The sequence below is a fragment of the Amycolatopsis sp. NPDC088138 genome (assembly GCF_044741685.1).
In the GTDB taxonomy this organism is placed as follows: domain Bacteria; phylum Actinomycetota; class Actinomycetes; order Mycobacteriales; family Pseudonocardiaceae; genus Amycolatopsis.
Window position 1 is genome coordinate 127,408 of record NZ_JBIUTB010000002.1, and the last position, 12,682, is coordinate 140,089.

13 protein-coding genes are annotated in these 12,682 nt (G+C 69.8%); 4 read left to right on the forward strand and 9 right to left on the reverse strand.

The genetic code is table 11. The features are described from left to right. Positions 1–86 precede the first annotated feature (86 nt). Together ACIOD2_RS08080 and ACIOD2_RS08085 are read left to right on the forward strand one after the other, a co-directional pair. Positions 87–443 (forward strand): hypothetical protein, encoded by a 357-nt coding sequence (locus ACIOD2_RS08080; protein ID WP_400537941.1) that lies wholly within the window; start codon positions 87–89, stop codon positions 441–443. Next, on the forward strand, positions 436–636 hold the full coding sequence (locus ACIOD2_RS08085) for a hypothetical protein (protein ID WP_400535705.1): 201 nt from the start codon (positions 436–438) through the stop codon (positions 634–636). Before ACIOD2_RS08080 ends, ACIOD2_RS08085 begins: the two co-directional genes overlap by 8 nt. Positions 637–640: 4 nt before the next feature. On the opposite strand, the gene ACIOD2_RS08090 is transcribed toward ACIOD2_RS08085, so the two are convergent. From ACIOD2_RS08090 to ACIOD2_RS08110, 5 genes are read right to left on the reverse strand one after another with little or no spacing between them, the layout of a single operon-like run. Beyond that, complete coding sequence (locus ACIOD2_RS08090; RefSeq protein ID WP_400535707.1) at positions 641–1,474, reverse strand: biotin-dependent carboxyltransferase family protein; 834 nt, start codon at positions 1,472–1,474, stop codon at positions 641–643. Further along, positions 1,471–2,079, reverse strand: coding sequence for an allophanate hydrolase subunit 1 (locus ACIOD2_RS08095; protein ID WP_400535710.1), 609 nt, complete (start codon positions 2,077–2,079; stop codon positions 1,471–1,473). Before ACIOD2_RS08095 ends, ACIOD2_RS08090 begins: the two co-directional genes overlap by 4 nt. After that, positions 2,076–2,828 carry a 5-oxoprolinase subunit PxpA gene (locus ACIOD2_RS08100; protein ID WP_323324019.1) on the reverse strand — a complete coding sequence of 251 codons (753 nt, stop codon included), beginning with the start codon at positions 2,826–2,828 and terminating at the stop codon, positions 2,076–2,078. Before ACIOD2_RS08100 ends, ACIOD2_RS08095 begins: the two co-directional genes overlap by 4 nt. Before the next feature lies 1 nt (position 2,829). After that, complete coding sequence (locus ACIOD2_RS08105) at positions 2,830–3,624, reverse strand: putative hydro-lyase (protein WP_400535714.1); 795 nt, start codon at positions 3,622–3,624, stop codon at positions 2,830–2,832. Positions 3,625–3,634: 10 nt separating this feature from the next. Beyond that, positions 3,635–4,876: an MFS transporter gene (locus ACIOD2_RS08110; protein ID WP_400535717.1), complete on the reverse strand. Its 1,242-nt coding sequence runs from the start codon at positions 4,874–4,876 to the stop codon at positions 3,635–3,637. A gap of 117 nt (positions 4,877–4,993) precedes the next feature. On the opposite strand from ACIOD2_RS08110, the gene ACIOD2_RS08115 reads away from it, so the two are divergent. Next, on the forward strand, positions 4,994–5,716 hold the full coding sequence (locus ACIOD2_RS08115; protein ID WP_400537943.1) for a GntR family transcriptional regulator: 723 nt from the start codon (positions 4,994–4,996) through the stop codon (positions 5,714–5,716). Positions 5,717–5,896: 180 nt separating this feature from the next. Beyond that, positions 5,897–6,235, forward strand: a complete 339-nt coding sequence (locus ACIOD2_RS08120; protein WP_400535720.1) for a hypothetical protein — start codon at positions 5,897–5,899, stop codon at positions 6,233–6,235. A gap of 65 nt (positions 6,236–6,300) precedes the next feature. Here the strand turns inward: ACIOD2_RS08120 and ACIOD2_RS08125 are convergent, their stop codons facing one another. The 4 genes from ACIOD2_RS08125 to ACIOD2_RS08140 all read right to left on the reverse strand — a co-directional run bounded on the left by ACIOD2_RS08125 (position 6,301) and on the right by ACIOD2_RS08140 (position 11,898). After that, entirely contained in the window at positions 6,301–7,665 is a 1,365-nt protein-coding gene (locus ACIOD2_RS08125) for a ricin-type beta-trefoil lectin domain protein (RefSeq protein WP_400535723.1), read from the reverse strand. Next, entirely contained in the window at positions 7,662–9,524 is a 1,863-nt protein-coding gene (locus ACIOD2_RS08130; RefSeq protein WP_400535726.1) for a ricin-type beta-trefoil lectin domain protein, read from the reverse strand. The genes ACIOD2_RS08125 and ACIOD2_RS08130 overlap by 4 nt, the downstream gene beginning before the upstream one ends. Then, a complete protein-coding gene (locus ACIOD2_RS08135) occupies positions 9,521–10,588 on the reverse strand; it encodes a ricin-type beta-trefoil lectin domain protein (protein WP_400535729.1) in 1,068 nt (355 codons plus the stop codon). The genes ACIOD2_RS08130 and ACIOD2_RS08135 overlap by 4 nt, the downstream gene beginning before the upstream one ends. A gap of 80 nt (positions 10,589–10,668) precedes the next feature. After that, a complete protein-coding gene (locus ACIOD2_RS08140; protein WP_400535732.1) occupies positions 10,669–11,898 on the reverse strand; it encodes a family 16 glycosylhydrolase in 1,230 nt (409 codons plus the stop codon). Positions 11,899–12,682: the final 784 nt, after the last annotated feature.

Here is a 12,682-nt window from a genome sequence, read left to right on the forward strand (position 1 = left end):
CCGAGCGTACTACAGAGACTGTTTGCAAAGAATCTCTGCAATCGGCTACCTTGGGTTCCGGGGGTACGAGACTTCGGGGGTTGACGATGCGGAAGGTCTTCTGGGCGGCGGGATTGTGCCTGCTGCCGTGGATCGCGGTACTGGGGATGACGCTGCCGGACGTCTATCCGGCGCAGCACTGGCGCCTGGCGTGGACGGGCTTCGACGCGGCGGAGGCGCTCGGCCTGCTCGTGACGGCCTGGCTGCTCGGCCGCGGCGATCCGCGGATGCCGTTCGCCGCGATCGGCACGGCCACGCTCCTGCTGGCCGACGCCTGGTTCGACGTCGTCACGGCCGGCGACGACGTCGTGTTCTCGCTGCTCATGGCCGGGTTGGAGGTGCCGCTGGCGCTGGCGTGCCTTTCGGTGGCGCTACCGCGACCGGTGGTCCCGGCGCATGTCTGAGCTGAGCCCGCGGCTGCGCGACGAGATCGACGACCGGGTCGCGGAGGCCTTCGACGCCTACCTGGCCGAGCGCTTGGCCGAGCCGGGTCCGCTGCGCGACGCGGTCCGCGGGCGGTGGCGGTGGTGGGTTCCGGCGGTCGCGGCCCTGGCGGGGGTCGCCGCGACACTGCTGGTCTGCCACGGCTGGTCGTGAGGGTTCACGAGGCCTGGAAGCGGAGGGTCTGGCCGGGGCGCAGCTGGGCGGCGATGTCCAGGTCGCCCTCGTCGACGACGGCGATCACCGGGTAGCCGCCCGTGGTCGGGTGGTCGGCGTGGAACAGGATCGGCTGCCCGGACGGCGGGACCTGCAGCGACCCCGGCACACACGGCTCCGACGGCAGTTCGTCGTGGCGGGTGCGGTCCAATGGCGGGCCGGTCAGGCGGATGCCGACGCGGTCGGAGTCCGGCGAGACCGTGTACACAGTGGACAGCAACCGGGAAGGCTCGGTGAACCAGTCGCGACGCGGTCCCGGCGTCACGCGCAGGACCGGCGACGCGGGGAGAGCCGCGCGCGGCGCGAGATCGACCGTGGGGAACCCGGGCGGCGGAGGCCCGACCGGCAGCAGCATCCCCGCGGCGAGTGGTGGCGGGCCGAGCTTTCCGAGGGTGTCCGTCGCACGCGAGCCCAGCACCGGCGGTACGTCGATGCCGCCGCGGACCGCGACGTAACACCGCAGTCCGGTCGTAGCCATGCCGAGCGCCAGTTCCTCGCCCGGCCGGAGGGTGATCGGCCCGTTCGGGCCGCCTTTCGACAACGGGCAGTCCGCGCCGGTCACCGCCACCGTCGTCACCGCCGTCGCGCGCAGCACCAGGCCGCCGAGCGTGACTTCCAGGCCCGCGGCCCCCGGCGGGTTCCCGACGAGCCGGTTGGCCAGCCGGAACGAGCCGCGGTCGGCGGCGCCGGAACGTCCGACGCCGAGGGCGGCGTGGCCGGGACGGCCGAGGTCCTGCACGGTCGTGGCGAAGCCGGGCCGGAGGATCTCGAGCTTCACGAGACCTCCCGGAACCGGACCCGCGTCCCCGGCGGCAGCAGGTTCGGCGGGTCGCGCTCGACGTCCCACACCGGGATCTCGGTGCGCCCGAGCAACCGCCAGCCGCCCGGCGACGCGCTCGGGTACACCGCGCTGTACTCACCCGCGATCGCCACCGAACCCGCCGGGATGCGCGTGCGGGGTGACGACCGGCGGGACACGTGCAGCCGGGTGTCCGAACCGGACAGATAGGCGAACCCCGGCGCGAACCCGCAGAACGCCGAGACGTACGAGCCCGCGCTGTGCCGGGCCACGACCTCCTCGACCGACAGCCCGGCCTCGGACGCGACCTCCGCCAGGTCCTCACCGTCGTACACCACCGGGATGACGACCTCGGCGGCCGAAGCTACCTGACTGTCCACAGGGGACACCCGGCGCAGCAGGTCGCCCAGCCGGTCGGCGGAGGTCATCGCCGGATCGAAGCGGACCAGCAAGGTCCGGGCGGCCGGGACCAGTTCCTCGACACCAAGAGGCGGCGCCTGCGCCAGCGCAGCCTGAAAGCCCAGTACGTCGTCGACCTCCACGAGTACCGCGCGCCGTCCGCACGGCAGGAGCCGGACGGTCATCCGGTGAACGCGGCGAGCGGGACACCGGCGTCGGCCAGGCCGTCGCGGATCCGCCGGGCCAGCTCCACCGCGCCCGGGGTGTCCCCGTGCACGCACAGGGAGTCCGGGCGCAGGTCGAGCTTGCCGCCGTCGGCCGTGACGACCCCGCCGCCGGTCGCCATCGCGACCGCGCGCTCGGCGACCGCGTCCGGCTCGTGCAGCACCGCGCCGGGCTGCTTGCGCGACACCAGGCGGCCTTCCGCGGTGTAGGCCCGGTCGGCGAACGCCTCCGCGTACGCCACCACCCCGGCCTTTTCCGCCTCCCGCTGCATTTCCGAGTCCGGCAGGCAGAGCAGGGCGAGCGCCGGGTCGTACCGGCGCAGGCCTTCGACGATTGCCGCGGCCTGCTCCGGGTCGGCCGCCGCGGTGTTGTACAACGCGCCGTGCGGCTTCACGTACGTCACGCGGCTGCCGGCCGCGCGGGCGAACGCGTCGAGCGCGCCGATCTGGTAGAGCACCTCGTTGGCCAGGTCCTCCGGCGCGATGTCGAGCGCGCGCCTGCCGAACCCGGCCAGGTCGTGGTACCCGACGTGCGCGCCGATCGCGACGTCGCGGTCGGCCGCCAGCTCGCACACGTGCCGCATCACCGACGGGTCGCCGGCGTGGAAGCCGCAGGCGACGTTCGCGCTGGTGACGATGTCGAGCACGGCTTCGTCGTCGCCCATCTTCCAGGCGCCGAAACCCTCGCCGAGGTCGCTGTTCAGATCCATTTCAGCCCACCCGGTATTCGCTGTCGTGGCGGTCGGTGATGAACATGTACCCCGGCGCGTGGGTGATCGCGTACGGCGGCCGTGACGCCATCAGCGCCGCCTGCGGGGTGACCCCGCAGGCCCAGAACACCGGGACGTCACCGTCGGCCGCGTCCACCGGATCACCGAAGTCCGGCCGGGAAAGGTCTTCGATGCCGAGGGTACGCGGATCGCCGATGTGCACCGGCGCGCCGTGGACGGACGGCATGGCGCGGGTGATCCGGATGGCGTCGTCGACCCGGTCCTCCGGGATCTGCCGCATCGACACCACGAGCGGGCCGAACAGCCGCCCGGCCGGCTCGCACTGCCGGTTCGTCACGTACATCGCGACGTTGCGGCCCTGCTCGACGTGCCGCAGCGGGACGCCCTCGGCGGCCAGCGCCGTCTCGAACGTGAAGCTGCAGCCGATCGAGAAGGCGACCATGTCACTGCGCCACAGCCCGGTCGCGTCCGAGACCTCGCCGGCGAGCACGCCGTTCTGCCAGATCCGGTAACGCGGCAGGTCGGTGCGCAGGTCCGCGCCCTCGGCGAGCCGCGTGCCCGGGTCGCCGGGGTCGGTGACGTCGAGCAGCGGGCACGCCTGCGGGTTGCGGGTGCAGAACAGCAGGACGTCGTAGGCCCAGTCCTCGGGCACGGCGATCAGGTTGGTCTGGGTGAAGCCGCCGGCCCAACCGGTGGTGGGGCGGGCCGTGCCACGCCGGAAGGCGGAACGTGCTTGCTCCGGCGTGAACGTGGCGGGCTGGTCGAAGGTCGTCATGAGTTCCCCCTCAGTCAACGAGTTCGATCCCTCGGGTTTCGGGCAGGCCGAGCAGGGCCACCGCGGCGATGGCGTACCCGATCGCGCCGAACACGATCGCGCCGCCGGCTCCGAGGAAACCCACGACGGTCGGGAAGATCGCGCCGACCGCGCGGCCGAAGTTGTAGGTGAAGCCCTGGCCGGTGCCGCGCAGGGCCGTCGGGTACAGCTCGGCGAGATAGGCGCCGAAGCCGCTGAAGATCGCGGACATCGAGAAGCCGAGCGGGAAGCCGAGCACCAGCACGAGACCGTTGGCGCCCTTGGGGATCTGGGTGTACGCGACGATCAGCCCGGCCGACAGGATCGCGAAGGTCAGGAAGGTTTTCTTGCGCCCCATCAGGTCCGTCAGGTAACCGCCGCAGACGTACCCGGCGAAGGCGCCGGTGATGAGGAACGCGAGGTAGCCGCCGGTGCCGATCACGGTCAGCTCGCGCGTCTTCTTCAGGTACGACGGCAGCCAGGTCGAGATCGTGTAGTACCCGCCCTGGACGCCGGTCGCGAGCAGCGCGGCGAAGAACGTCGTGCGCAGGAGGTCGCGGTGGAAGATCTTGACCAGCGTGCCCTTGACGCGCTCGGCCTTCAGCCGTTCCTCCGCGCGGGGCGCGTCCTTGACGCTCTTGCGGACCCACAGCACCAGCAGCGCCGGGATGACGCCGGTCCAGAACATGATGCGCCAGGCCAGATCGGGGCTCGCGAGGCTGAAGACGACGGTGTAGACGATCACCGACAGGCCCCAGCCGACCGCCCACGCGCTCTGCACGAACGCCACGGTCCGGCCGCGGTAGCGCGCCGAGGAGTACTCCGCGACCAGCGCCGCGCCGGCCGCCCATTCACCACCGAAGCCCAGGCCCTGCAGGGCGCGGAAGATCAGCAGTGTCTCGAAGTTGGGCGCGAACCCGCAGAGCACGGTGAAGACCGTGTACATCGCGATGGTGATCTGGAGCGTGCGGACCCGGCCGATGCGGTCGGCCAGCATGCCGGCGCCGATCCCGCCGACGGCCGACACGACCAGTGTCGTCGTGCCGAGCAGGCCGGCTTCACCGCTCGATATGCCGAAGTACGCGGTGATCGCGGCGAGGCCGAGGGGCAGGGTCTGGTAGTCGAACGAGTCCAGGCCGTACCCGCCGAACGCGCCGGCGAACGCGCGTTGGCCGCGTTTCCCCAGCGTGCGGAACCAGTCGAACGGCCGGGCCTCGGTTGCTGTGGCAGTCATGTCGGGCACCTCCTGGCCAGTGTCTCATCGTGGCGTGCCTCACACAGTAAGGATTGTTCAACAATTCCACAAGACTGCAATTGGATCGTCCTCAGTGTGACGGGTACCATCGCCGCCGTGGTCATCGAAGACAGAGACGTCCCGGGCCTGGAGGCCGATCGCGGCCTCGTCAGCCGCAAGAGCACGGCCGAACGGGTGGCCGGAGTGCTGCGCAAGCGCATCGCGGAGGGCTTCTTCCTGCCCGGCGGACGGCTCTCGGAGCAGGACATCGGCAACGCGCTCGGCGTCTCGCGCAACACCCTGCGGGAGGCGTTCCGGCTGCTCACGCACGAGCGGCTGCTCGCGCACGAGCTCAACCGCGGGGTCTTCGTGCGGATCCCGAGCGTCGAGGACGTCGTCGACATCTACCGGGTGCGCAAGATCATCGAGTGCGCCGCCGTCCGCGGGGTGACGGCCAAGCCCGTGTCCTTCCCGAAGATCCGCGAGAAGGTCGAGATCGGCGACGAGGCCGCGCGCACGGGCAACTGGAAGGACCTCGGCACCGCGAACGTCTGGTTCCACCAGGAGCTGGCCGCGCTGTCGGGCAGCGAGCGCGTCAACGAGCTGGTCAGCAGGCTCATCGCCGAGCTGCGGCTGGTGTTCCACATCATGGCCGAGCCGCGCCGCTTCCACGAGCGCTACCTGCCGCGCAACCACGAGATCCTGGACCGGGTCGAGGCCGGCGACGGCTCGGGCGCGGAGCAGCTGCTGATGAAGTACCTGGAAGACGCGGAAGAGCAGCTGGTCGGCGCGTACGCCGAACGCGCGGCGGCCGCCCGGGCGGCGATCGCCGTCGAGTGATGGCCGAACGGGCAGGCTTGCCGTCCGGAGAGGCCGAGCCCCAGCCGGAACCGATGGCCGCTGGATAACCTCATCGCGGTTTCGCCGCCGGAACCCCCAGCGGTGGCCGAGACCCGGCTGCCGGGGCGTGGTTACCCCCCAGGGCCACCCCCGGCAGCTCCGGACGGCACCCTGGGACCCATGCGGATGAACTCGCGAGCGTGGTCCGACCGCTTCGACGCGGTCCCGTGGGCCGAAATCGCCACCTGGTTCCACGAGCTGGCCGCGGAGCACGCGGAGTTCCGCCCGATGACGGACATCGTCACCAGCGTCCTGGCCCGCGGGGGTGACCGGCACCTGGTCGCGCTCACGTCGATGCACGACCTGGTCGTCACGTCCCGGCCGGTGCCCGACGACCGGCCGATCGAGGTCGTCGTCGTCCGCTCGCCCTCTTCCGGGCACGCCGACGCGGACGCGGTGCCGCTCTTCTGGCGCCTGGTCCGCGAAAAGTTCGGCGTGGAGCCGGTCCGTCAGCTTTGAAAGCCGTGAAGGCCACCTTGAGGGACTCAGAGTCCCTCAATGTGGCCTTCACGGACTTTCGGAACTTAGCCGGCGTAGCGGGCGAAGATCCTCGTGAAGTCCCACGCCTGCTGGGAAACGCCCGAACACGTGTCGTCGTTCGGGTACGCCCCGGGGCACGGGCGGTCGCGGTTCGCGGACCAGAACGTCAACCGGGCCAGGTGGTGCGTGTTCGCGTAGGCCAGGATGGTGTTGAAGTCGTTGAGCGTGACCGTTTCGCTGTTGTCCGTGATGCCGTTCATCGACGAGATGCCCATGTGCCGGTAGGCCGTGTCGTCGTCGTAGCCGTAAGCCGACTTGACGACGTTCTTGAGGCCCTCGGCCGCGCGCTGCGTGAGCGTGCCCATGTTCTGGCCGGCCCCGCCGAAGTCGAACGGCATGATGACCCAGCCGTCGACCGTGAGGCCGGACTGCGCCGCCCGGTTGACCAGGCTGTTGTCCGGCCCCGACTGCCCGGTGCCGAACGTGACGTACAGCTTGATGCCGGCGTTGTTCGCCCGGATCGTCTTCAGCGCGTCGACCGTGCGCTGCTGCACGGTCGGGTTGCTGTAGGCGTCGGCCTCGATGTCGATGTCGATCGCCTTGAGACCGTAGGCGCTGATCACCTTCTGGTACGCCGCCGCCAGCTCACCCGCGCTGCCGCACGACGACTCCAGCTTGTTGCCGGAGTAGCCGCCGAACGACGGGATGACGTCGCCGCCACCCGCGCGCACGGTGTTGATGGTGTTCTGGTCGACGCCGCCGGTCAGCGCGCGCCCGCCGTCCCACTGCGGGTTGCAGTAGCCGTTGGACAGCACGAACGCCAGCGTGAACCACTTGACGCCGGTGGCGTTCTGGATCGTCGCCGGGCTGGGCGGGTTGCCCCAGCCGTTGTAGAGGTACGGCGCGACGGCCATCACGCCCGGCCCGGTCGGCGGCGGGGTCGTGCCGCCGCTCGGGAGCGTCCACTGCTGGTTGGCGCTGGTGGCGCACGTCCAGATCTGCAGCCGCGTCCCGTTGGCGGACGAGTTCCCGGAGGCGTCGAGGCACTTGCCCGACCCGGTGTTGACGAGGTTCTTCGCCGCGTTGGCCGTCCACTTCTGGGCGTTGGAGCCGTTGCAGTCCCAGAGCTGGATCAACGCGCCGTTCGCCGTGCCCGCGCTGGTCACGTCGAGGCACTTGCCCAGTGCCTGCAGGGATCCGTCGGAGCCGACCGTCCACTGTTGAGCGTTGGAGCCGTTGCAGTCGTACAGCTGGACGGCCGTGCCGTTCGTGGTGCTCGCCGCGTTGACGTCGACGCACTTGCCGGCGATGCCGGTGATCGGCCCGGTCGCCGCCTGTGCGACTCCTGGTGCGAGCACCAAAGCCGACGCTGCTGCTATGAGAGCGCCGAATGCTGCCAGTTTCTTCATGCGGGCACGTTCCACTTCTGGTTGGCGGCCCCGGTGCACGTCCAGATCTGCAGCCGGGTGCCGTTCGCGCTGGTGTTGCCGGTCGCGTCGAGGCACTTGTTCGACGCCGACCCGACGATGTCCTTGGCCGCCGTCGCCGCCCATCTCTGGTTGGCCGTCCCGCCGCAGTCCCACAGTTGCAGCTGGGCACCGTCCGCTGTGGACTGCCCGGTCACGTCGAGGCACTTGCCCAGCGCGCGGATCGTGCCGTCGGTGCCGACCGTCCACTGCTGGGCGCCGGAGCCGTTGCAGTCGTAGAGCTGGACCGCGGCACCGTTCGCGCTGCTGCCGCTCGCGACGTCGAGGCACTTGCCGCCGAGGCCGGTGATCGCGCCGGTCCCGCCGCCGCCACCGCCGCCGGTGCCCTGGTTGCCGGCCCAGGTGAACGTCGCCGACGTGTGGCCGGGCAGGCTGTAGGTGAACGACGAGTTGCCCCAGTTCACCCGCACGCTCTGGGCACCGGTGCCGGTGTTGTACGCGATCAGCGCCTTCGAGCCGTCCGGGTTCTTCCAGGCGACGTTGCGGACCGCCGAGTTGTCGTTCGAGTCGATCCGGACCGCGCCCGGCTTCACGAACTTCGTCAGGTGGCCCATCGTGTAGTACTCGACGGTGTAGTCGACCTGACCGTTGCGGCCGTCTCCGTTGTGGACGGTCACCAGGCCGGTACACGTGTCACAGCCGCCGTTGTGCGGGTTGTGCGCCTGGTCCATCGCCAGGCTCCACTTGGTGACCGTGCGGCTCCAGTTGCGCGTGTAGTCGACGATGTTGTTCATGTCCTCGGCCTGCTGGTTCGACACCCAGGTGCCGCCCGAGTGCTCGGTCGAGTACGCGTTCACGCTCGGGTACTGGTTGTGCACGGTCGTCTGCTGCGAGACGTTGCCGCCGTACCCGTGCCACGCCATGCCGCCGAAGTTCGGGTCGGTGCGGATGGCCGCGTCGTCCATCGTCGGCGCCGCGAACGCCTGGTACTGGTCCCAGTTCCAGTCGAGCGCGAGGACCTTTGTGGACAGTCCGGCGCTGTGCAGCGCGGGCAGCAGGTTGGTCTTGGTGAAGTAGGCCAGGCCCGCGCCGTTCCAGTTGGTCGACGGGTAGCTCGCGCAGCACGTCGGCTCGTTCTGGACGGTCAGGTAGTTGATCGGCACGCCCGCGGCCTGGTAGGCCTGGATGTACTTGACGAAGTACTGCGCGTAGGCCGGGTAGAACTGCGACTCGACCCAGCCGAGCAGGTAGCTGTCGTTGTCCTTCATCCACGGCGGTGCGCTCCACGGCGACGCCATGACCTTGATCTGCGGGTTGAGCTGCAGCGCCTGCTTGGTCAGCGGCAGCACGTCCGCCTGGTCGTGCGCGATGGAGAACTTCGTCAGGTTCGGGTCGGTCTGCCCGGCCGGGACGTCGTCGAACGTGTAGCTGTTGCGCGCGATGTCCGACGCGCCGATCGGGTTGCGCAGGAAGCTGATGCCGATGCCCGCGTTGGGGTCGAACAGCTTCTGCATCACCGAGTTGCGGGTGCTGGCGCTGAGCAGGTTGCTCGAGTTGAGCAGCCACGCGGCGGAGTCGGTGAACGACGCACCGGCGCCTTCGAACTGCTGGTACGTCGTGTTTTCGTTGACGTTGATGGTCTGGCCGCCGGTGCCGGTGCCCGCGGTGAAGCTGATCGGCGTCTGCTGCTGCAGGCCGCGGGTGACGTTGACCCCCTTGGCGTCGTCGGTCGTGGTGAGCCAGACGTTCACGGTTTCGCCCGCGGCCTGCGCGGGCACGGCGAAGGTGGCGGCGGCGAGGGCCGTCACGCCCAAAAGCGCTGCGAGAGAGCGTTTCCTCATGGGAGCGTCCACTTCTGGTTCGCACCGGACCCGCAGGTCCAGATCTGGAGCCGGGTACCGTTGGCGGAGCTGTTGCCGGTCGCGTCGAGACACTTGCCGGAGCCCGCGTTCACGAGGTTCTGCGATCCGTTGGCCGACCACTTCTGGGCGGTGGATCCGTTGCAGTCCCACAACTGGACGGTGGTGCCGTTCGTGGTGCCCGCGCTGGTGACGTCGAGGCACTTGCCGAGGGCGCGGATCGTGCCGTCGGAACCGACTGTCCACTGTTGAGCGGTGGTGCCGTTGCAGTCGTAGAGCTGCACGGCGGTGCCGTTGGTGCTGCTCGCGGCGTTGACGTCGACGCACTTGCCGCCGACACCGGTGATCTGCCCGCCACCGGCGGGCGGCGGGGTGGTGGTGCCGCCGGCGAACTGCGTGGCGACCTGCTCACCGAGGCTGGTGGCGTTGTTGTGGTTCTCGATCGGGTTGACGTGCGTGTTCGGGAACACGATGTAGGTCACCGGGCCCTCGGTGCCGCCGTTGCTCGGGTCGGGGTTGATACCGAGGTTGACCGCGGTGGCGTAGGACGCCTCACCGATGATGCTGGTCGGGCCGGTGTCGCCGACCACGGCGTAGGTGACCTGGTTGTTGTAGATCACCGCCACGACCGAACCGCCGTCGATGCCGTAGTTGCGGTAGTCCCATGTGGACGTCGGCTGCGGCAGCACGATGTAGGGCAGCTGCGCCGCGTTCAGGGGCTGGTCGGCCGACGTGTGGAACGCCGTGTCCGGGTAGAAGCAGCAGTCGGTCTGCTCGTTGCACTGCGAGGTGCGGACACCGTCGCAGTCGATGTCCATGTCGGCCTTGAAGAAGACCGCGCCGTTGGCCTGGCAGACGGGCACGGTGGCCGCGCCGCCTTCGTCGAAGGAGTACTTGCCGTTCGAGATCTGCTGACACGACGTCGTCTTCGCGAGCAGCTGGCTCGCCGACGGCCCGGCTTCGGGAGCGGCCTGGGCCGACCCCGTCGTCAGGCAGGTAAGCGCTATCAGGGCACCGCCCAAGAGCGCGAGGAGCTTTCTCCGCACTGGAATTCTCCTTGGGGAAAGGGAAAGAGGGCACGACGACCAGGCGGACCGAGCCGGTCCGCCTGGTCGAGGTGGTCAGATCAGGGCGTGGTCCACTTCTGGTTCGCGCCGCCGCCGCAGGTCCAGATCTGCAGGCGGGTGCCGTTCGCACTCGAGTTGCCGGTGGCGTCGAGGCACTTGTTCGCGTTCGGGTTCACGATGTCCTTGGCCCCGCTGATCGCCCACTGCTGGGCGGCGGTGCCATTGCAGTCGTAGAGCTGCACCGCTGTCCCGTCCGCGGTGCCCGCGGCGTTGACGTCCATGCACTTGCCCAGCGCGCGGATCGTGCCGTCGGTGCCGATGGTCCAGTTCTGCGCGGCGTTGCCGTTGCAGTCGGTGATCTGGATCGGCGTGAGGTTGGCGGTGCTGGCGCCCGCGACGTCGACGCACTTGCCGCCGATGCCGGTGATCCGCCCGGTGCGCCCGGACGGCGGCGGGGTGCCGCCGCCGGTGTCGTTCGTGACGTGGACGTAGTCGACGACCAGCTGCTGCGGGAACGTCGTGCTGCTGTTGGGGTCGCCGGGCCAGTACCCGCCGACGGCGAGGTTCAGGATGATGAAGAAGTTGTGGTCGTAGACCCAGCGGTTGCCGTTCAGGTCGGACGGCGTGCGGGTCTGGTAGAGGTTCCCGTCGACGTACCACTTGATCTGGTTGGGCGACCAGTCGACGGCGTAGGTGTGGAAGTCGTCGGAGAAGTTGGGGCCGTTGTAGGCCGCGCCGATGCCGCCGGAGCCGGAGTAACCCGGGCCGTGGATGGTGCCGTGCACGGTGTTCGGCTCGAACCCGACGTTCTCCATGACGTCGATTTCCCCGTCGGTCGGCCAGTTGCCGCCGCCGAGCATCCAGAACGCCGGCCACATGCCCTGCCCGCGCGGGAGCTTCATGCGCGTCTCGAAGTGGCCGTAGGCCTGGCTGAACTTGCCGGAGGTGTTCATCCGCGCCGAGGTGTACTCGCAGCGGCCGTACCAGCAGTTGTAGTTGCCGGGGTTTTCCTTCTTGGCCGTGATGACCAGGTGGCCCTGGCCGTCGAGCTGGGCGTTGTTCGTGCCCGACGTGTAGTACTGGCGCTCGTGGTTGTTGACGTTGTCGCCGGTTTCGAGCTGCCACTTCGAGCCGTCGACGGCGGACCCGGCCGGGCCGTTGAAGTCGTCGGTGAAGGTGGCCGCTGCTTCGGCCGCGGGTGCGCTCAGCGCCTGCTGGCCGACGAACAGGAGGGAGGCAGCGGCGAAGAGGGCCGCTGCTCTTCGGAACTTGCGGAACGAGGTGGACATCTTTGTCGCCTCTCTCACCGAGGGGACCGGCGTTCCGCGCGCAACACGGGAACGCGGGGAGGGGAGGTTGGCCGCGCGTGCCGGGGCGGCGGCAGGCGTGACCGTGCAGCGCGCTGCCGTCCGCGGTCCGGGGCGGGGTGGGTCGCGGGCGACAACGGGTTGTACCGGGCTTTGTTGTGCTTGGCAACAAAGTATGCATGGTCCAGACAAGTCCGGCAACCGTCGGCCGGTCATTTTTTTTCAACCCGAATTAAGGGTGGGTTGGTGACGGGGCCTGGTGGCGCGGGTGGTGCTGACCTGCGGTAGCCGGGTTCCCGCTGAGCGGGGCACGCGGGTTGTGCACAGGGTGGCTGGGTTGTGGACAAGTGGGTTGCCGGGGTCGGCTTTGGCGGGGTTTTGTCCGGGGGTGTCGATACGCTGGAGCGGGGATGGACCCCCTGGGAGGGTGGCCCTGCTCGGGGGCCGTGTTCTGGAGGATGGGTCCAGCACTGGGCCGTGGTTTGGAGGAGCGGGCGTTGCTTCGGTCGGGCTTTGGAGGTTGGGTCGGCGCCGGGCGGTGGTTTGGAGGAGCGGGCGTTGCTCGGGGGTGTGTTCTGAAGGCGGGGCCGTGCTCGGGTCGGCCTCTGGAGGATGGGCTGGCGCCGGGCCGGGGTTTGAGGGTGGGCATTGCTCGGGCCGTGCGTTGGAGGTTGGGTCGGCGCCGGGCAGTGGTTTGGCGGGGTGGGCGTTGCTCGGGGGCGTGTTCCGAAGGCGGGGCGCTGCTCGGGTCGGGCTCTGGTGGATG

What these genes read in the sequence shown, in the direction of transcription:
- ACIOD2_RS08105 (WP_400535714.1), bottom strand. Translation starts at nt 3,624, where the DNA reads ATGACGACCTTCGACCAGCCCGCCACGTTCACGCCGGAGCAAGCACGT.
- ACIOD2_RS08095 (WP_400535710.1), bottom strand. Translation starts at nt 2,079, where the DNA reads ATGACCGTCCGGCTCCTGCCGTGCGGACGGCGCGCGGTACTCGTGGAG.
- ACIOD2_RS08140 (WP_400535732.1), bottom strand. Translation starts at nt 11,898, where the DNA reads ATGTCCACCTCGTTCCGCAAGTTCCGAAGAGCAGCGGCCCTCTTCGCC.
- ACIOD2_RS08100 (WP_323324019.1), bottom strand. Translation starts at nt 2,828, where the DNA reads ATGGATCTGAACAGCGACCTCGGCGAGGGTTTCGGCGCCTGGAAGATG.
- ACIOD2_RS08110 (WP_400535717.1), bottom strand. Translation starts at nt 4,876, where the DNA reads ATGACTGCCACAGCAACCGAGGCCCGGCCGTTCGACTGGTTCCGCACG.
- ACIOD2_RS08080 (WP_400537941.1), top strand. Translation starts at nt 87, where the DNA reads ATGCGGAAGGTCTTCTGGGCGGCGGGATTGTGCCTGCTGCCGTGGATC.
- ACIOD2_RS08125 (WP_400535723.1), bottom strand. Translation starts at nt 7,665, where the DNA reads ATGAAGAAACTGGCAGCATTCGGCGCTCTCATAGCAGCAGCGTCGGCT.
- ACIOD2_RS08085 (WP_400535705.1), top strand. Translation starts at nt 436, where the DNA reads ATGTCTGAGCTGAGCCCGCGGCTGCGCGACGAGATCGACGACCGGGTC.
- ACIOD2_RS08120 (WP_400535720.1), top strand. Translation starts at nt 5,897, where the DNA reads ATGCGGATGAACTCGCGAGCGTGGTCCGACCGCTTCGACGCGGTCCCG.
- ACIOD2_RS08130 (WP_400535726.1), bottom strand. Translation starts at nt 9,524, where the DNA reads ATGAGGAAACGCTCTCTCGCAGCGCTTTTGGGCGTGACGGCCCTCGCC.